At 67.9% G+C, this 17,559-nt stretch carries 11 protein-coding genes; 5 read left to right on the top strand and 6 right to left on the bottom strand.

What is annotated here, in order from left to right; translation table 11 throughout:
- Positions 1-18 precede the first annotated feature (18 nt).
- The 4 genes from ACZ7M3_RS05595 to ACZ7M3_RS05580 form a co-directional block, all read right to left on the bottom strand.
- Positions 19-3,267: a non-ribosomal peptide synthetase gene (locus tag ACZ7M3_RS05595; RefSeq protein WP_472061082.1), complete on the bottom strand. Its 3,249-nt coding sequence runs from the start codon at positions 3,265-3,267 to the stop codon at positions 19-21.
- Positions 3,264-5,846 carry a Pls/PosA family non-ribosomal peptide synthetase gene (locus ACZ7M3_RS05590; RefSeq protein ID WP_472061080.1) on the bottom strand — a complete coding sequence of 861 codons (2,583 nt, stop codon included), beginning with the start codon at positions 5,844-5,846 and terminating at the stop codon, positions 3,264-3,266. The genes ACZ7M3_RS05595 and ACZ7M3_RS05590 overlap by 4 nt, the downstream gene beginning before the upstream one ends.
- Before the next feature lie 749 nt (positions 5,847-6,595).
- Positions 6,596-8,554, bottom strand: a complete 1,959-nt coding sequence (locus ACZ7M3_RS05585) for an N-acetylmuramoyl-L-alanine amidase (protein ID WP_472061078.1) — start codon at positions 8,552-8,554, stop codon at positions 6,596-6,598.
- Positions 8,555-8,920: 366 nt separating this feature from the next.
- Positions 8,921-10,561: a M1 family metallopeptidase gene (locus ACZ7M3_RS05580; protein WP_472061076.1), complete on the bottom strand. Its 1,641-nt coding sequence runs from the start codon at positions 10,559-10,561 to the stop codon at positions 8,921-8,923.
- 219 nt (positions 10,562-10,780) lie between these two features.
- Between ACZ7M3_RS05580 and ACZ7M3_RS05575 the strand changes: the two genes are divergently transcribed.
- Together ACZ7M3_RS05575 and ACZ7M3_RS05570 are read left to right on the top strand one after the other, a co-directional pair.
- Positions 10,781-11,620 carry a patatin-like phospholipase family protein gene (locus tag ACZ7M3_RS05575; protein WP_472061074.1) on the top strand — a complete coding sequence of 280 codons (840 nt, stop codon included), beginning with the start codon at positions 10,781-10,783 and terminating at the stop codon, positions 11,618-11,620.
- A 499-nt stretch (positions 11,621-12,119) separates the two neighbouring features.
- Positions 12,120-12,503 carry a CAP domain-containing protein gene (locus ACZ7M3_RS05570; RefSeq protein WP_472061072.1) on the top strand — a complete coding sequence of 128 codons (384 nt, stop codon included), beginning with the start codon at positions 12,120-12,122 and terminating at the stop codon, positions 12,501-12,503.
- Positions 12,504-12,683: 180 nt separating this feature from the next.
- Here the strand turns inward: ACZ7M3_RS05570 and ACZ7M3_RS05565 are convergent, their stop codons facing one another.
- The gene (locus ACZ7M3_RS05565) at positions 12,684-13,448 is read right to left on the bottom strand and encodes a hypothetical protein (RefSeq protein WP_472061070.1); all 765 of its coding nucleotides are present in this window, start codon (positions 13,446-13,448) and stop codon (positions 12,684-12,686) included.
- Between the two features lie 657 nt (positions 13,449-14,105).
- On the opposite strand from ACZ7M3_RS05565, the gene ACZ7M3_RS05560 reads away from it, so the two are divergent.
- From ACZ7M3_RS05560 to ACZ7M3_RS05550, 3 genes are all read left to right on the top strand, one after another.
- The gene (locus tag ACZ7M3_RS05560) at positions 14,106-14,357 is read left to right on the top strand and encodes a hypothetical protein (protein ID WP_472061068.1); all 252 of its coding nucleotides are present in this window, start codon (positions 14,106-14,108) and stop codon (positions 14,355-14,357) included.
- A complete protein-coding gene (locus tag ACZ7M3_RS05555) occupies positions 14,354-14,500 on the top strand; it encodes a hypothetical protein (protein ID WP_472061066.1) in 147 nt (48 codons plus the stop codon). The genes ACZ7M3_RS05560 and ACZ7M3_RS05555 overlap by 4 nt, the downstream gene beginning before the upstream one ends.
- 588 nt (positions 14,501-15,088) lie before the next feature.
- Entirely contained in the window at positions 15,089-15,298 is a 210-nt protein-coding gene (locus ACZ7M3_RS05550) for a hypothetical protein (protein ID WP_472061064.1), read from the top strand.
- Between the two features lie 104 nt (positions 15,299-15,402).
- On the opposite strand, the gene ACZ7M3_RS05545 is transcribed toward ACZ7M3_RS05550, so the two are convergent.
- Positions 15,403-16,461 carry a DUF6215 domain-containing protein gene (locus ACZ7M3_RS05545; protein WP_472061062.1) on the bottom strand — a complete coding sequence of 353 codons (1,059 nt, stop codon included), beginning with the start codon at positions 16,459-16,461 and terminating at the stop codon, positions 15,403-15,405.
- Between the last annotated feature and the right edge of the window lie 1,098 nt (positions 16,462-17,559).

The following is a 17,559-nucleotide window of genomic DNA, read 5'->3' as shown; positions in this document are numbered from 1 at the left end:
TCACTGGTCAGTTGTCGCTCAGGAAGGAGCGAACAGTTCGGCGGCGCGCAGAACGGCCTGTGCCGCTTCGGCCGGACGGGTGCGCGGGAAGTAGTGGCCGCCGTCGGCGAGCTCGTGCAGATCGACCTGTTCGGCCAGGAGCTCCCAGTCGCGACAGCGGTACGGGTGGTCCGCCGTGCTCGGGTCGTCGGCGGCGACGACCACGGTGACCGGAGCGGACAGCTTCGGTGTCGGCGGGTTGTCCAGGAGGTCGGCGAAACAGCGGTGTGCGGACACGCAGTCGTGCCGGTAGGCGGCACCCACGTGCTCGGCGTGCCGGGCGTCCAGCTCGCCGAGTTCGGTGTACCCGCCGGCCGCGCTCAGCTGCGCGGCGATCTCGGCGTCGCTCAGTTCCGTCAGCTCGTCGATGGCGGCACGTCGGCGGGCGGCGTCGCCGAGCAGTTGCGCGCCGAGGAACACCCGCTGGACGTCCACCCCGCGCTCCTGGAGCCTTCTGGCCGTCTCCACGGCCGGCGCGGCGCCCGAGGAGTGGCCCCACAGCAGGATCCTGGTCAGTCCGCGGCGGACGATCTCGTCGACGACCTGTTCGACCACCTGTGTCATCGGTGCGAACGGTTCGCTGTCGGCGGCCATGTCGTGACCGGGCAGCTCGACGGCGTAGACGGCGGGCCCCCCGGGCGGCAGCGCCCTGGCCAGCGGCTGGAAGTTCACCGCGTTGCCGCCGGCGTACGGGAAGCACACCAGGGCCCCGGCCCGCGCATCGTCCGATTCCGACAGCGGGTGCAGCAGCCCGGGGCGCCGCTCGGACCTGCCGTCGATCAGCGCGGCCAGGTCGGCGAGGACCGGGTGACGGGTGACGTCCTTGAGGGACACCGCACGGTCCAGGGTGATGGCGAGCTTCACCGCCGAGAGGGAGGTGCCGCCGCGGTCGAAGAAGTGGTCGCGGCGTCCGATCCGGTCCTGCGGGACGCCGAGGACCTTCGCCCAGGCGGCCGCCAGCCGGTGTTCGGTCTGTGTGCTCGGCGCGTCGTAGTCGTCCTGGACGTCGTCGAGTTCTCCGGCGAGTGCCTGCAGGGTCTTCCTGTCGATCTTGCTGTTGGCGGTCAGCGGCAGGCTTTCGCGCCAGTGGAAGGCCGACGGGACCATGTACTCGGGCAGCGACTCGGCGAGCCGGGCCGGCAGGACGTCGCCGTCGAGGGCCCGCGGGCCCGAGTAGAACGCGACCAGGTGCTTGCTCTGATCGGCCCGCTCGGCGACGACCACCGCGCCGTCGCGCACCCCCGGCACCCGCAGCAGGGTGTTCTCGATCTCGCCGATCTCGATCCGGAAGCCACGGATCTTGACCTGGGTGTCCCGGCGGCCGAGGAACTCCAGCTTGCCCCCGGGCTGCCAGCGGCCGTAGTCGCCACCCCGGTAGAGCCGGGCGCCCTCACGGTGTGGATCGGCCAGATAGGCCTGCCGGGTGCGCTCGGGGTCGTTGATGTAGCCGCGGCCGACGCAGACGCCGGAGAACACGATCAGACCGGGGGCACCGAGCGGCACCAGGGCGAGGTGTTCGTCGACGACGTAGACGCGCACGTTGTTGACCGCGCGGCCGAGCAGGATGCGGTCCGGCGCCCGGTCCATGACCTCGTGGTTGGTGTCGTCCGAGGTCTCGGTCAGCCCGTAGGCGTTGACCAGCTTGATCCCGGGCTGGACGGCGAACCAGCGCTCCGTGAGCTCCTTCTTCAACGCCTCGCCGGTGACCGACACACATCGCAGGTCCGGCAGCTCGCGGGGGTGCTGCCGCAGACAGGACACGACGACGTCCAGGTACGAGGGCACGACCTGGAGCACGGCGACCCGGCCCTCGACGATCTTGTCGACGAACCGCTGGACGTCCAGGATCACCTCCTGCTCCACCAACAGGGTCTGCCCGCCGACCAGGAGCCCGGACACCAGTTGCCACAGCGAGATGTCGAAGCACTGGGGCGCGGTCTGCGCGACCACCTGTCCCTTGCCGAGCCCCAGGTCGTCGATCTTGGCGTAGAGGTGATTGAGCATCCCCGCGTGCTCGCACATCGCGCCCTTCGGCTCACCCGTGGAGCCGGAAGTGAAGTAGATGTAGGCGAGTTGGTCCGGTGCGACGGGCACGCCCGGATCGTCGTCGGCGTGGTCCTCCGCGTAGGCCGCGTCGATGAGGACCTTCCCGATCCCGGACAGGGACTCCAGGGCCTGGTCGAGGGTGGTGGTGCTGCCGTGCTCGGTCAGCACGAGGGCGCACCCGGCGCGAGTGAGGGTGGTGGCGATGCGGCCGGCCGGGAAGTGCGGCTCGATGGGCAGGTACACGCCCCCGGCCTTGAAGACCGCCAGCACGGCGGCCGGCCAGTCCAGGTTGCGTTCGGTCACCACCGCGACCACGCCCTCCCGGCGCAGCCCGCGTGCCAGCAGCGCGCGTGCCAGCCGGTTGGCCCGGGCGTTGAGCTCGCGGTAGGTCCACCGCCGTTCACCGTGTACGGCCGCGACGGCGTCCGGGTGTTCCCGCACCCGCTGTTCGAACAACTCGTGCATCCGGCGATCGGGCAGCTCCCGGCGGGGTCCGGCGAGCCCTTCGAACTGGAAGCGGAGTTCCTCGGCGGAGAGCAGGCCCTGCCGTCCGTGCTCGGCATCCGGGCCGACGGCGATCAGGGCGAGCGCGGTGACGTGGTAACCGGAGATCCGGGCGGCGCAGTCCGCGTCGAGTACGTCGGTCCGGTACCGCAGCCGCAGCACGAGCCGGCCGTCCCGCCACGAGAACCCGATCCACACCACGGTGTCCTCGGGCAGGTCGCCGCCCACACCGCCCGGATCGAAGACGGCCTCGAACGGCGGCTCGGTCAGGCCCAGTTCGCGCCTGAGGTCGTCGACCGGGAAGTCCTTGTGCGACAACAGCTCCGACGCGGCCTGATGGGCGTTCAGCAGCAGCGTCCGCCACGTCGGGGGTTCGGTCGTCAGGCGGCAGGGCAACGGCCGGCCGCCGTCGGCGGGGACGTAGCCGGACACGATCTCGCGCTCACCGGACAGCGCGGCGAGCACCTTGGCGTGCGCGGCCAGCAGCACCGAGTCGAGCGGTACGGCCAGGTCCTGCGCCAGCCCGCGCAGCGGTCCCGCGACGTCCTCCGGGACCGTCGTCTCGTAGACGGCGACGCCCGCCACCGGCTGGGGCGTCCACCGCGGCACCGCGGTGAACCCACCGGCCACGAGCTGACCGCGCCAGAACTCCCGATCGGCTTCCACTTGCACTCTCATCGCATCTTCCCGTTTGACTGGGCCTGCAGGCCGGAGCGGTCACGCTGTGCCTCGTACGCCAGTGCGACAGGCTGATAGGGGGCCTCGCGCGTTTCGGCCGCCGGATTTCCGCCCCACCGGGCGCGCTCCGGGACCTCCTCGCCCTTCATGAGGAAGGAGTCGGGAGCGAGTTCCGCGCCGTCGCCCATCGTCACGCCGTAGTGGACGTGGGCGCCGACACCGAGCGTGGAGCCGGCGCCGATCGTGCTGCGGTCGGACTTGAAGGTGCCGTCCTCCTGCGAATGGCACTGGATCTTGCTTCCCGCATTGAGCGTGCAGTCGCTCCCGATGGTGGTGAGCATCCGCTCCGTCAGGTGGCAGCCGTCGTCGAAGACCCTGCTGCCGATCTGAACGCCCAGCATCCGCCAGATCAGGCTCTTGAAAGGGGTCCCGTTGAAGATGTTGAGGTAGTTCTCGGGCACCTTCCAGAGGCGCTCGTGCCACCAGAAGTACGGATCGTAGATGGAACACAACTGCGGTTGCAGCCCGCGGAATGCGGCGATGCAGCGCTCCACCAGCACGAAGTAGAACGGCGTGAAAGCAAGGCTGAACACCAGGAACGCGGCGATCAGTACATGCCCGTAGGAGTCGTACAGATCGACATCAGCGAGAGCGACCACCGTGAGGACGAAGAAGTAGATCCACCGCACCGTCAGGAACAGGACCATCGAGCGGATGTTGTAACGATTCTTCGCGGCGAGACTGCGGCGGAACTCCTCGCCGCTGCGGAGATGGTCGAACCGTGAGTCGCGCTCGACCGTCCGGGGAATCTCGAAACACGGTGAGCCCAACAGGCCCACCCCCTCGCGCACTTCGCCTTCGAGCGGAATCATCACCTTCGTCGCGAGGAGGCAGTTCTCGCCCGTCCTGGCTCCCGACGGATAGGCGATGTTGTTCCCGATGAAGTTGCGCGGTCCGATCGAGGCCTTGGACACCCGGAAAGAGGAGCTCGAATAGTCCGCGTTGACGATGGAGAGACCGTCGGCGACCATCGTGCCGCTGCCCACCGAGCACAGATACGGGCTCTCGTGCTGCACTTCCGTGCCGAAGTTCGACCCGGTCTGTTCGATCCGGGACAAGTCGTATCCGAGGCCGCGCAGATAGTAGACGATGTAGGAGCTGTCACCGAGCAGCCATTTGAAGAACTTGATGTTGGTCATGCGCCCGATCGCGCGGAACGTCGAGTAGTGGAAGCCGTACAGCGGATAGACCTTGTCCGGCTGGATGACCAGGTTCAGCAGGCGCGGAACGGTGAACAGCACGACCACGCCGAAGACGACGAAGCCGAAGAACAGCACGAAGGACAGGGCCAGCGCGTCGGCGTAGAGACCCGGTGAGGTGAACCCCACCGAACCCGGGCCCAACCGGTTGTGCAGCGCCGGCACCAGGTCGATCAGCATGTACGCGCCCCCGACCATCAGCGGCACGTAGACGAAGAACACCTGAAGCAGGGTGACGAATCCGAAGCCGACCCGGCGCAGTGTGCCGCACGCTGCCGACTCGATCCGCACGTAGTCGTGCTCGGTGGGCTGTGCCGGCGATCCGTGCCACTGCTGGCCGTCCGGGACCGTCTGGCCGCTGTACAGCGTGGACGTGTGGCCAAGCTGCGCCCCGTCGCCCATCGACGTGTCGATGTCGAGCACGGTCTTCTCGCCGATGAACACGTCCCGGCCCAGGGTGACCCGGCCGGTCTGGATACGTCCTGCGTGCGCCCGGTAGCAGTGGAAGGACGAGTCCTTGCGGATCACCGTTCCGGCGCCGATCGTGAGCAGGTCGGGGCAGGCCGGAGTCTGGCGGGAGAGGATCGTGACCCCCTTGCCGATCCGGGCGCCCAGGGCGCGCAGGTACAGCACGTACAGGGGATTGCCGACGAAGAAGATCATCGGGTTTGCGTGGATCAGCGCCTTGACCGTCCAGAAGCGCAGATATGTCAGTCCCCAGATCGGGAATTCACGCGGTTTCCACCGGCCGACGAGAATCCATTTGGCCGCGATCGGGAAAGTGCACAGAGCGACGAAACCGATGGAGCCGAAGGCGAGCGATCGCAGGTAGATTTCGATCACGTTCGAGCCTGCGGAAACCCATCCATATCCTCGGTCGGCGGCAATTCCGGCGAGGAATGAATATCCCATGAAGAACAGGAACTGAAGGGCTCCACAGAGGACGTACCGCGCCGTACCGGCCCGTGTCACCACCGCGGCCGGCGCCGGAATCGGCGACTCGGTCAGAAGCGGTTCGGCGTCCGCGAGGCCCGTCGCCAGGCTTCGGATCGTCGGGTGCCGGTAGATGTCCTTCATCGACGCCGAGGGGAGATCCGGCCGCTTCCTGATTCGTGCGCAGAATTGGGCCATCACCAATGAGTTGGCGCCGAGGTCGTTGAAGAAGTGACTCTCGACCGACACTCGTTCGACGTCGATGACGACGGCCAACACGTCGGCGAGCTCCTTCTCGATGCCGCTGTTCGGTCCGGTGTACCCACGCTTGTCGAGTGTGGGTTCACTCGGACCAGGCGTCAGGACTTCGACGGACTTCTCCTCCATACGAGCTCCTTGAGGAACTTTCGAACGCCGCCTGCCAATACGGTCGACGCCCTGCACGCGCGCCTTTCGATGGCCGGAGCGAGTAATCCGGAAGCCATGAGGTCGGGATCTGTTCTCCGGTTACGAAACCGGCCCGGTCACAAGACCGTTGCCTCAGTCTTATCCGCCCATCCGTGGGGCTGCCACTCGAACCGGATCGTGTCGGTATGGCACTGTCCTTCGACGGCGTCAGGGGGTTCTCGCTGCTGACGCCCGATGCCCGCGGCACAGAGCGGTCGCCACCCGTTTTCACTCCTCGTCCACGATCCCGTTCGACGGGCCGGCGAGGGGTTGCGCACGGGATTCGCCTTACTGCGTACGAGTGGCGCGTACCTGATTTCGGACGGGCGGGCGGACGCCACCGACGGGGTCGCGGACGCGGACGTGGAGGACTCTGGGCAGGCGGAGATCTGCGGGGACGTGGAGATCTGTGGGGCCGTGGAGATCTGTGGGGACGCGGAGATCTGTGGAGACGTGGAGACCTGGAGACCCGGAGATCTGTGGAGACCTTGAGGAGAGGCGCGGCGCGCGGCCGGGCCTCCGGCCGCACACGGGCGCGAGGAGAGGGCGCGGGGGCGTCCACGAAGAGAACTGCCGCCGGGCACCCCATCACGCCCGAGCCGTCCGGCACCCCATGCATGCCTGAGCCGGAGGCGTCCACGCGGTCGCGTGGACGCCTCCGGCTCGGCTCGACTCGGACCGGGACCCCGTTACCGCCCGGCAGGGGGCGCCGCGTGTCCTGACGGCGACTTCTCCGTGCCGGATACACGCACCAGGTCGACGTCGCTCGCGCGGACGTAGGCGATCCGGTGGCCGAACTGGATCTCGTAGTACTCCTCGCGCCCCGTCACCACAAGGCTCGGTGTGTCGCTGAAGGTCGACCTGTCGATGTAGGAACCGACGGGCCGGGACTGTGCCACGTACCGCTGGCCCGCGAGAAGGCTGTACGGGAGCGGGGACTCGGACTGCTGTTCCACCCCCTCCGGGTAGGCCTCCTCCTCCGGCAGGGCACGCCCGAACACCGGGATCTCGCTCAAGCCTTCCTTCGGAGTCACGAACCGGCCGCTCGCGCCGACGGCCGTCGGATGGTTCTTCGGGTTCTTGAACCACGCCTTGTGACCCAGATACCAGATCGCCGTCCAGTCGCCACTGCGTCCGGCGACCGCGTAGGTCTGGCCGGCGGAGACCCGCGACCCCAGGTCGTTGACGTCCTCCGTGGAGTCCTCGCCGTCGGGGCGCCGGCCCGGGTCCTGGATCAGTGGCGCGTGCTCGTCCGGCTCGGTGTGCAGGCGGACGGCGCTGGAGCCGTGCGGCGCGCACTTCACACCGCTCTTGGTGCACCCCGTGAACACCGGCTTGTGGGTGCCGAAGTCCGGCAGCACGGTCACCAGGTCGCTGTCGGGCCCGGCCGTCGCACGCAGGGGCGCGCCGAGGAGGTCGAAGTAGTGCCGCCAGTCCCAGAAGGGGCCGGGGTCGTCGTGCATGTCGGGGATGCTCGAGGCGGTCGGCGACGCGACGTTGTCATGCCCGAAGATGTGCTGACGATCGAGCGGGATGTCGTACTTCTTCGCCAGGTAACGCACCAGTTTGGCCGAGGCCTGGTACATCTGCTCCGTGTACCAGGCGTCGGGCTTTCTGAGGAACCCCTCGTGCTCGATGCCGATCGAACGGGCATTCACGAACTGGTTCCCGGAGTGCCAGGCCACGTCCTTGGTCCTGATGTGCTGGGTGACATGGCCGTCCTTGGAGCGGATCGAGTAGTGCCAGGACGCCTCCGTCGGATCCTGCACGGTCTGACGCATGGACGGCAGGTCCGCCTCCGTGTCGTGGATGACGATGTACTCGATCTTCTGGTCCCTGGGCCGGTCGGCCAGGTCGTGATTGCCGTAGTCGCCGTTGTCGTTGTACTCGACGTACGGCGCGGCGAGCCAGTCGCAGGTCAGCCCCGCGGGACACTCGACCTCCTTGGGCCGCCGTGCCGCCTCGGAGTGAGAGGTGCGGGGGTGTACGCCCGGGCTGGCGGGGAGGGTGACCTGCTGTCCGGAGTCGGTAGTGCGGTGCGCGCCCTTGCGGATCACCGCGAAGACGTTGTTCGCGTACTCGGCCGCCGACGCGGTGTCGCCCGTCCCCGGGAAGCGCGCCACGGCCTCCCACCAGTCCGCCGGGTTGGCGCTGAGCGGCTTGCCGAGCTGTCGTTGTGTCTCCGCGAGAAGCGCCGCACCTCCGCGTACGTTGGCGGCGGCATCGGTGCGCAGTCGCGCCACCGGGGCTCCGATCAGACCGGCGGCCCGGCGCAGGTCCGCGGGCTGCGCGGAGTGTCCGCCCGGGGAGCCCGCCTCGGGCGAGGCCGAGGGCCCCGCCGCGGCCGCGGGCGGCTGGGCACCTTCGCGGTGCGACGGCGACGGAGGCGGTGTCGGAGACTTGCCCTTGGCCTGGCGGGCGTCGACCAGGTGCATCGGCCCGTAGCCGCCGACGACGCTCGGGGTGCCCGGCCGGGCGTCCCATCGTGACTGCAGATAGGACACGCCCAGAAGCACACTGCGCGGCACGTGGTATTCGTTCGCGGCGTCCGTGAAGACGTTCTGAAGGTGGCGGTCGGCCGATGTCCCTCCGGCGCACGCCGCCGGGCCGGCCAGCAGCGGCATCAGGAGCGCCGCGGAGGCGGTCATGCGGACTGTACGGCGGTGCTCACGGGGGGAGTTGGGGACACGGGGGGCGACACGTCTTCTCATCGCAAGGGTCTCCAATCATGCTCGTCGCAATCAGGACAAAGGAGTTGCCCTCTGCATCACCCCCCGTACGTTTCCGTGCTCGACACGCCCCGTCGCGCCAAGCGTCACTGGTGTGGCCCAGCCACCCGGCAGAGGCCACCCGGTCGGCGGCAGAACGTCCGCCACGGCGGGGAGTCGGCGCGAGCCCGCCGCGGCGCGCGGGAGTGCCGTCGTGCGGACGCGCGGGAGTGCCGTCGTACGGGGTGCGCGGGAGTCCCGTCGTACGACGGAGGTGACGACGGCTCAGTCCTGGACCGGGTCCACCTACCAGTCGGGGTGTCCCGGCATGGGCGGGGTGCGGTCCCCGTACAGCCACGGCGTCAGGAACGGCTTCAGGTCCTCGCCCGCGACCTCGGACGCGAGCGCGACGAAGTCCTGGGTACCGGCCGCCCGCCCCTGGTACTTCGTCACCCAGGACCGCTCGATCCTCTCGAAGGCCCCCTCGCCGAGCTTCTCCCGGAGGGCGTAGAGCACGAGCGCCGAGCCGTCGTACCGCACCTGCTTGAACAGGGCTGCCTCGGTGCGGGGTTCGGCGGGCGCCCCTTCGTCGTGACGCCACTGGTCGTGCTGCTCGTACGCCGCCCGCATCGCGGACTCGATGCTGTCGCCGCCGTGCGCCTCGGAGTAGAGACGCTCGTAGAAACGGGCGTGCCCCTCACTCAGCCACAGGTCGGACCACCGCCGGATGGCCACGCTGTCGCCGGTCCACTGATGGGTCAGCTCGTGTACGAGGTCGCGCTCGGCGTCGACCCGGTCACCCTGCAGGTCGCCCTTCGGCACAAGGGACAGCGACTGCGACTCCAGCGCCACCGGCAGGTCGGTGTCCCCCACCAGCACGCCGTAACGGCGAAAGGGGTACGGGCCGAGCCGTTGTTCCAGCCAGGCCAGGTGTTCGGGCGTGAGTGAGCGATAGGCCTTGGTCCCGTTGACCAGGTCACCGGGGACCGCGTCCCGGACGGGCAGCCCGTGCGGACCGGTGCTCTCGACGAACGTGAACTTCCCGATCGCCATCTGCACCAACTGCGCCGCGACCGGCTGCTCGGAGTCGTACGTCCACAGGACCCGTCCGTCGGGCCGCGGGGCGCGCTCGACGAGCCGCCCGTTGGCCACCGCGCTGACACCCGGTGGAGTGGTGATGAGGAAGGTGACCGGCGCCCGCAGGCTCGGATGGTCGTTCGCCGGGAAGATCATCTTGGCGCCGTCGGGCTGCGGATAGAGCACGGTGCCGTCGGGCGTGGGCACCCAGCCGTAGTCTCCGATCGCGTCGCCGCGGTGCCTTTGCTGTGTCGGGTCGGCGGTGTAGGCGACCCGCACGGTGAACGCGCTGCCCTGGGAGATCGGTTTCGCGGGCGTGACGACGAGCTCGTCACCGTCGCGCGTGGTCCTCGCCGGTACGTCGTCCACGGTGACCGAGTGCAGCGTGTTGCCCGCGAAGTCGAGGTCGAAGCGGGACAGGGCCTGCGTGGCGCTCGCGCTGATGGTCGTACTGGCGTCGAAGCGCGTCCTGGGCGCCCGCCAGTCGAAGGCGAGCGTGTAGCGGCTGACCGTGTACCCCCCGTTGCCGTCGAGCGGCAGAAGCGGGTCGCCGATACCCGGGGCACCGGGGGAGGGGGCCGCGCCGGGTGATCCGGCGGGGGCGGTGGTGCTGGAGGGGGCGGTGGTGGCGAGGGTGCCTGGGCGGGCGGGGGAGGGGTGGTCTCCGTGGGGGAGGGCGCCGACGAGGACGACGGCACCGCCGATCCCGACGACGCCGGTGAGGGTGAGGAGGAGGGCGGTACGGCGGGTACGGGGGCGCGGGAGACCACGGAGGCCCAGGAAACCACGGAGACCACGGAGACCACGGAGGCGGCGGAGGCCGCACAGGCCACGGAACTGACTCGGCTGCCGGGGGTCGTGGATCTCCATGGCCGCACTATGTCAGCAGGATCAGCCCATAACCGGTTATTTCGGGGCGCATCCGTGTCGGTCGCTTCACGCTCGGCCACCTCGTGCGGGTACGGCGACTGGTTACTGCGATTGGGTGCTGCGATTGGGTCCTGCGCAGAAACGGGGATTGCTCCCCGGTTGCATGCTAGCGTCAGGGCGAGAAACGGGGATGGGTCCCCGTTGGTGGGGAGGGTGGACGTGGCCGACACGGCGCTGGTGTTGGGCGGGGGCGGCCTGACCGCGTACGCATGGCAGGTCGGGATGCTGGCGGGGCTGGCCGACGCGGGGCTGCACCTCGGCGACGCCGACGTGCTCGCCGGCACGTCGGCCGGCTCGCTGCTCGCCGTGGAACTGGCCGCAGGAGCGGCGCCCGCCGACTTGTACGAGGTACAGGTCGCCCGGAAGCGAGCCATGATGGAGGTGGACTTCACCTTCTTCATGACGGTCAAGTACCTGTGGGCCGCGCTCGGTTCGCGCGATCCGGCGACCGTGGTCAAGCGGCTGGGGCGGCTCTCCCTGAACGTGCGCGACGTGAGGGAGGCCGACGTGCTCGACGCGATCCGCCCCCAACTGCCGGTTCAGGAGTGGCCGGAGCGGCCCGTGCGGCTGTTCGCGGTGGATGCGCTCACCGGCGAACCGACCGGCTTCAGCGCCGACAGCGGCGTCGACCTGGTGACGGCGATGTCGGCCACGTGCGCACTGCCACCGCTGTTCCCGCCGATCACGATCGGGGCGGGCCGCTGGATGGACGGGGGCGTACGCTCCACGACCAACGCCGACTTGGCGGACGACTGCCGACGGGTTGTGGTCCTGGCCCCGATCCCCGACGTGCCGGGCGCGACCCCGAGCGCCTTCGATCAGGTGGCCTCCCTCGAGGCGGGCGGTACCCGGGCCGCCCTGCTGGTCCCGGACCGAGCGGCCCGCCGCGCGTTCGGCCGCAACGCGCTGGACGCGTCCCGCATTCCGGGCGCGGCCCAGGCAGGCCTGCGCCAAGCGGTCGAGTACGCCGAAGAGGTCCGAGCCATCTGGCACGGCTGACCTTCGACCGAGTTCCAGATCAGGGTCGGGAGACTGCGATCACTCGATGCCAACTGGGGTACGGGACGAGACGATTGCGTGACGCGACAGCCCGACTGAACTCTGTGACCGCTGAACTAACGGCAACCACACCGGAGTTACCACCGCGGCCACTTCGCCACACCTCCCTGCCTCCCTACCTCCCCTACGGCGGTGACCCCTGCCCCCTCGCCACGGCGGCATGTGAACCGACGATCCCCGGCCCCGTGCGGCTGAGTCTCCGGTCGCTGCACAGGCACCCCGGGCATAGGTGGGTCGTACCGAATGCGGGCATGCGGGCATGCGGGCATGCGGGCATGCGGCCTCGCGGCCGCCGACGAGACCACTTTGTCGCCGATGGCCGTCTGGCCACGGCATGAGTCGGCGGTCCGGCTCGCTTCCGTGGCAGCCGTGCTCCACGCCGAAACTCCCCAGCAGGCTTTCTCGCCACTGCTGTTTTCCGTGCGACCAGGGAGTCGCAATGGAGAACCCCACTCTGCTGCACCGTCGCGCCGCGACCATCGTCGCGGCGGCGCTGTCGACCGGTGGCACGATACTGACGACGGGCGCTTCCGCGACCGTCTCCGAGGCCGGCCCCTCCGATCAACACGCCGTCGTCTCCCGGACCAACAGCGTGCGCCGGCAGGCCGGCCAGTCGCCATTGACCTGGGACGGCTCGCTCGCCAAGGCGGCCCAGGCCTGGGCCGACGACCCGGCATCCACCGCGGGCGGCAGCCTGCACCACGGGGCGATGGGTTCCCACCGGTTCGATCACGGTGCGCCAGTACGCCCCCTGACGTTGCGTGCGGCGGTCGTGAACGCACGTGTCTATGGCGCAGCAGAGCGGGGCGTCGGTGAACCATAGGGGGTGTCCACGCGGTTGTGGCCGGCGGCCGGGAAGCAGTCCAGTGCCTCGGACAGGAGCCCGAGGGCCGCGTCCCTGATACGCGGCCCTCGGCCGTTTCCAACGAGGTTCAGCAGGATCGGACTGGCGAAGCCACCGCCGGAGAGAAGGGCCGCCGCGGCACCCTGAGCGTGCTGTTGATCAAATTCCACACGCTGCTTGGGGGTTTGCGGGTGACCAGTTCGATGGCGCCGGGTTGCCGAGCGCCCGGACTTGGAAGCACTGCTTGAACCTCAGGGGGCTAGGCCATGCAATTGTTGTTCTATTTGGCGCTATGCGAGCGGTTGCGCCGGTGGTGGTATTGCGGACTTCATACCCGGTTTCATCGGTAGCGTTGTCCTCCCACGCCAGGTGAATGGTGTGCATGTCCCCCTGGACATGAGTGGCGACCAGACCCGAGGGCTCCTTCGGTGGTTGGACGTTATGGGTCACGGTGAAGTCTGCCGTAACGAAGTCGAACGACTGGAACTCGTTGTTGAAAACTTTGAGGAACCGGTGTCGAGATTGATCTATGGAAATCGGTTTGGGATTTCTGACGCTCTGAGACCCGTCCTGATCGTCGGAGTTGCACGACGACCCTTCGAAGAGGTACAGCGTCGAGTCGGCAACGATCTGTTCCGCGCTGTTGAGCCGCAAGTCGACGATCAGATCAGCCCTGGTCTCACCGCCTGCGCACGCCGTGAACCGCAAGTGTCGGTCTTGTCCCCCATGTTTAAGGTCGACTGTTCTGCTGATGGTTTTAGTAACGTTGTGGGAGCCGCCGAAGACTGGCCCGCCGTCGTATGCGCGAACAGTTCCTTTGACGACGACAGTGTGAATCGCATTTGCCGCAGCAGGCTCCGTCATACCCACGAACGGGATGGGAGCCAATAGAACTGCGGCCGCTATGACGTGTCCATTTTTCATGTCGACACCTCGCGGATCTTGAAGCCACTCGGTGGGCTTCGCATCGCTGGCGAGGGCATTTGACGGCCCCGTGCCATCAGAATCTCACTTCGGCAACTCTGGTGCATCTCGGGGGAGCAGTTCGGCGTCAAGTGGAACCGTACGCGTTACTGACCATGCCGGGGTCGATGGCGTTCGGGAGGGGAGCAGCCGGAGCGGAGCGCAGCCGGGGCGTGAAGTCGTATGCGCAGGAGGGAAGTTCAAGACTTCGCGGGTGCGCTATGGGTAGGAGGAGCACGCGTCGGGTCGTCCAAGTGATGTGCGTGATGCCCTGGTTGATCGTGACCGTGCAGGGCTGCGAGCATCCGAGTACAGGAGAACTCTTCTCGTCTCGATGCGGCCCTCGTACAGCCACTCCCAGGACTCGTCGGAAGCCCTGCAGTCCAGTGCTGGTGTGATGGTGCGCAGTGCGATCGCCATCCAGCGGCCGCTCTGTCTTGGTGAGGTCTTCGGTCCAGCATTCGCACCAGGAGCCGCGGGTGTATCCGTTCAGGGGGTCGCTCCCGGCGGGTAGGCCACGAGGACGTAGCGCGTGTTCTCGTCGTGCAGGGTGAGTTGGTAGGCCGTGCCGGTTGTCAGGTAGGCGAGGGCTCGTTCGCGTGGACGGCTGATCAGCTCATGGCCGCGGACTTCCCTGAGCCGAAATGGCCCGTGTCCGGCATCCTCGCCGAAGACGTCAGCCTGCTCGCCGGACCGCCCAAGGTCGGCAAGTCCTGGCGCAAGCTCCTGGGAAGCCAGCAGGCGCCCGCCGGGCTGCGCGGGCAGGCGGACGGCATCCTGCACGTCACCGGCCGCGACGGCGACGAAGCTGAATACGCCCTCAGATGCCAACCGCCTCCGGCGCCCGGCACTTGCTGGACGGCCCCGTGACCGACCACACCGAGGCAGGCCGGCTCATCGAAGACGCCGGCGGCCGCTACTACCCGGACACCCGAACCCAGACACAGGGCACCCCGGAGGTGTCCGAGCTGCCCGGCCCCTCGCTCACTGTTGACCAGCATGGAAGGAACTGACCTCCGCCGCTCGGAACCAGAGCGATGGATTTCGTCTCTGAAGGATGCCGTGTGAGCCGCAAGCTCAGCGAGGTCCCAGGCGCCCACGGCCGTGGACGTCCGTCCGCGGCCGGGAAGCCAAGCTGCGTCCTCTCCACCGATGTACGCGTGTGGAAGGTCAACAGGGTGAAGAGCCGCCGCCCGAACTGCAAGCCGCCTGCACATGGCTTTCGGCCCGCTCATGGACGCTGTCGTCCCTGACGGACCCGAAAGTGGCGCGAGACGTTCAACACCGGCTCTCCTTCAAGCTGGACGACACGCCAGCAGCGTCAGAGACGTACAAGCGTCGCCGCCGGGGTTTCAACACAGTGATCGAGGCGGGCTACCTGGACGCGAATCCACTGGCGGGAGAGAAACGCAGCGGCGCAAAGGGCAATGATGGGGTGGACCCCAGAGTCCTGGTCAATCAGGCGCAAGGTGCCCAACTCCGCACCGCTGGTGGGACTGTCCGCCAAGAGGTGGACCGACTTGGGGAAGCGCCACGACAAGCGGGGCTTGAAAGCCCGCGAGGTCAACTCAGATAGACCGGCCCCCGCACGGCCCCTGCTGGTGGCAATCCTTCGCGCGCATATCAAGGAGTTCGGCAAGGCCAAGGACGGCAGGATCTTCCAGAACGAGCGCGGAGACGTGCTCGGAATTTCCAGCTACTGGCGCGTCTGGCAGAAGGCCCGGCCGATCGTTCTCCCCCCGGACAAGGCGGCTTCCCCGCTCGGCCGGCGGCCGTACGACCTGCGGCATACCTGCATCACCAAGAGGTAAGCCCCCGATTCCTTTCGATCTCGAGGCCGCGCAGCTGAACTGGACTGATGCCGTCGCCGGCGGCGCGACTGGACCGATCTTTTCGCCGAGATGCTTTCGGCGTCTCATCGGACAGGTCGTTCGGGGATCCTCGGAAGAACCTTCTCGGCGATGTCGAGGAGAGCACTGTCGTTCGGGAGGGCTCCGGACGTGCTCCACACGGTGATTTCGCAGTAGCCGCCTCGGTCATTACGGTCCAGGGCCACGGACAGCGTTCTGGCGAGGGGGCCTTCTTCGACCGGTCCGCCGGATCCGCCACTCCCGAGATTGATCTCGAGTTTCATGGTGTGATCCGAGGCGAGGACCGCGCGCCGACCGAGAACCGTAAGCGCCTTGATGTCCCTCTCATCCCCGAACTTCATCAGCTTCACGTACTGGTCGATCGACAGCTTGTTGTAAGTGGCCGAGAAATTCACGGTGTACGTGTCGAACTTGACCTCGGCCTCCGGTTCGGCGACCTTCCCATCAGTCAGAGGAGCGGTGTTGTTGCTGCTGGAAGCAGTGGTCGCGGTCTCTTCGGGCGTTCCAAGGAGCTTGGCCAGCTCTGGCCGGTTGAGCGCCTTGCACAGCTCTTCACCGGTCACAGGCCGGGGCGTGTCCTTGTAGGCCTTCGGAAGCTCCTCGTGTGCCCCGCCCGAACACGAGGCGGGCCGGGCGGTGTTGTCGTCGGACGGCGTGAAGCGTGGGGCCAGCCACAGCGCGGCCGCGAGCGCCCCGAACACGGCCACGGCCGCGAAGGCCTGGCCCCATGCGTTGTGATCCTTCTCCGGAGTGCCCGGGCCGGGACGCGGCCCGGTTCCGGCCTGGGCCTGGGCTTGGGCCTGTGGCTGAGGCTGGGCTTGGGCCTGGGCCTGTGGCTGAGGCTGGAGCTGGGCGGCAGCATCGACCGCCGCCCCGTCTGCGGAGGCTGCCGCACTCGGGTTCCGGCGTGCGCGCAGGGCCCGGATCACCGCGTAGACGCGTATTGCGGTGAACACGAGGAACACCACGCCGAGACCGGCCGCGACCCGATCGTGATCGCGGACGGCGAGATACATGATGCGTACGCCGAGAACAGACCCCACCGCGATGAGCAGGGGCTCGCGGACCCAGAACGGCAGGAGACGGAGGAGGAAACCGAGCATCCGCCGATCTCACCAGGACAAGATCACATCCGCCATGATGGAAGCCACAGTTCCGGGCACGAGCAGGGCCTGCCGAAGCAAGAGACGCCAAGCCGACGATCCCGGGATCGGCTGTCGGGACGACAGCGGGTGCAAGGGCTGAGCCAAAGCTGCCTGATGTTCTGGACCACTCCACTGCCCTGAGCTTCACTGCCCTGGGCTCGGACACCCACGGCACGCCCGCGGAGCCCGTCAAGGGGCGCGAGCGACATGGAGTGTGTCGGAGGCATGTCGGGGCCCTGCGAGGCTCGCCCTTCGGTTCGTGATGCAACTCCGGACCACTGGCGCGAAAACCGACCCCAAACTTTCCATCCTGTTGTTGCAGGCCATGGGGCTGGCGCGGGTGGGGGTTAACAAACAAGTGCGGAAGCGGGCTCTACCCGATGCCAGACACGGCCATCATCTCTACTCAGATGTATCACGCTCAGTAAAGATTCCATCAACGGATCGTGATCACAGTCATGCTCGGTTCCCGCATAGCTCTATCTCGCTGCGGAAATGATGACGTCACGATAAGTCGCAAGTCGCGACTTGCCACAGAGGCGTGGAGGGGTATCAGTGCATCGATTAAACAGGAGCGTATTCGCTGCTGTCGCCGCCACTGTTCTTTCCTTGGGTGCAACCGGCCTCGCTGTCGCGGACGCTCGTCCTGACGGCAAAAGTGAGGTCGTGGTGGGCGTCAGCAAGTCGCCGCGCGAAGTTCTCCCAGTCTGAGCCTTTTCACACGACAAGCAGCAGTCCCCTGTACGCGCAGGGTGAAATCACTGCATGCGGTGAACCTGCGCCGGATCTATGCAAACTGGACGTCGCACTCGAAGGAAGCTCGCCAGGGCGGGGCGCTTGGCATGTCTATGCTCTGACCTGCTGCTGAGCTGTTGGCAGTTGTCGACGTCGGCCATCGTTGAGTGCTCCTCCACGGCCCCAGGACGGTCCGGGAGGGCGCTCGTGCATTGCGGAGACATCTGCCTTGTAAGTTCGCTCGCAGCACGGTGCCGTGTGCCAGAACGGGGCCCGCTGGTCGCTCGCCGATCCGTCTGCGGCCGCCCCGGTACACCATCG

Source organism: Streptomyces sp. NPDC111656, from assembly GCF_055656965.1.
The sequence above is the reverse complement of the archived record's forward strand: the minus strand, read 5'-3'. Positions and strand labels throughout refer to the sequence as shown.

Coding starts and splice junctions, on each gene's coding strand:
- ACZ7M3_RS05590 (WP_472061080.1), bottom strand. CDS start 5,846: ATGGAGGAGAAGTCCGTCGAAGTCCTGACGCCTGGTCCGAGTGAACCC.
- ACZ7M3_RS05570 (WP_472061072.1), top strand. CDS start 12,120: ATGGAGAACCCCACTCTGCTGCACCGTCGCGCCGCGACCATCGTCGCG.
- ACZ7M3_RS05560 (WP_472061068.1), top strand. CDS start 14,106: ATGGCCGCGGACTTCCCTGAGCCGAAATGGCCCGTGTCCGGCATCCTC.
- ACZ7M3_RS05565 (WP_472061070.1), bottom strand. CDS start 13,448: ATGAAAAATGGACACGTCATAGCGGCCGCAGTTCTATTGGCTCCCATC.
- ACZ7M3_RS05580 (WP_472061076.1), bottom strand. CDS start 10,561: ATGGAGATCCACGACCCCCGGCAGCCGAGTCAGTTCCGTGGCCTGTGC.
- ACZ7M3_RS05545 (WP_472061062.1), bottom strand. CDS start 16,461: ATGCTCGGTTTCCTCCTCCGTCTCCTGCCGTTCTGGGTCCGCGAGCCC.
- ACZ7M3_RS05595 (WP_472061082.1), bottom strand. CDS start 3,267: ATGAGAGTGCAAGTGGAAGCCGATCGGGAGTTCTGGCGCGGTCAGCTC.
- ACZ7M3_RS05585 (WP_472061078.1), bottom strand. CDS start 8,554: ATGACCGCCTCCGCGGCGCTCCTGATGCCGCTGCTGGCCGGCCCGGCG.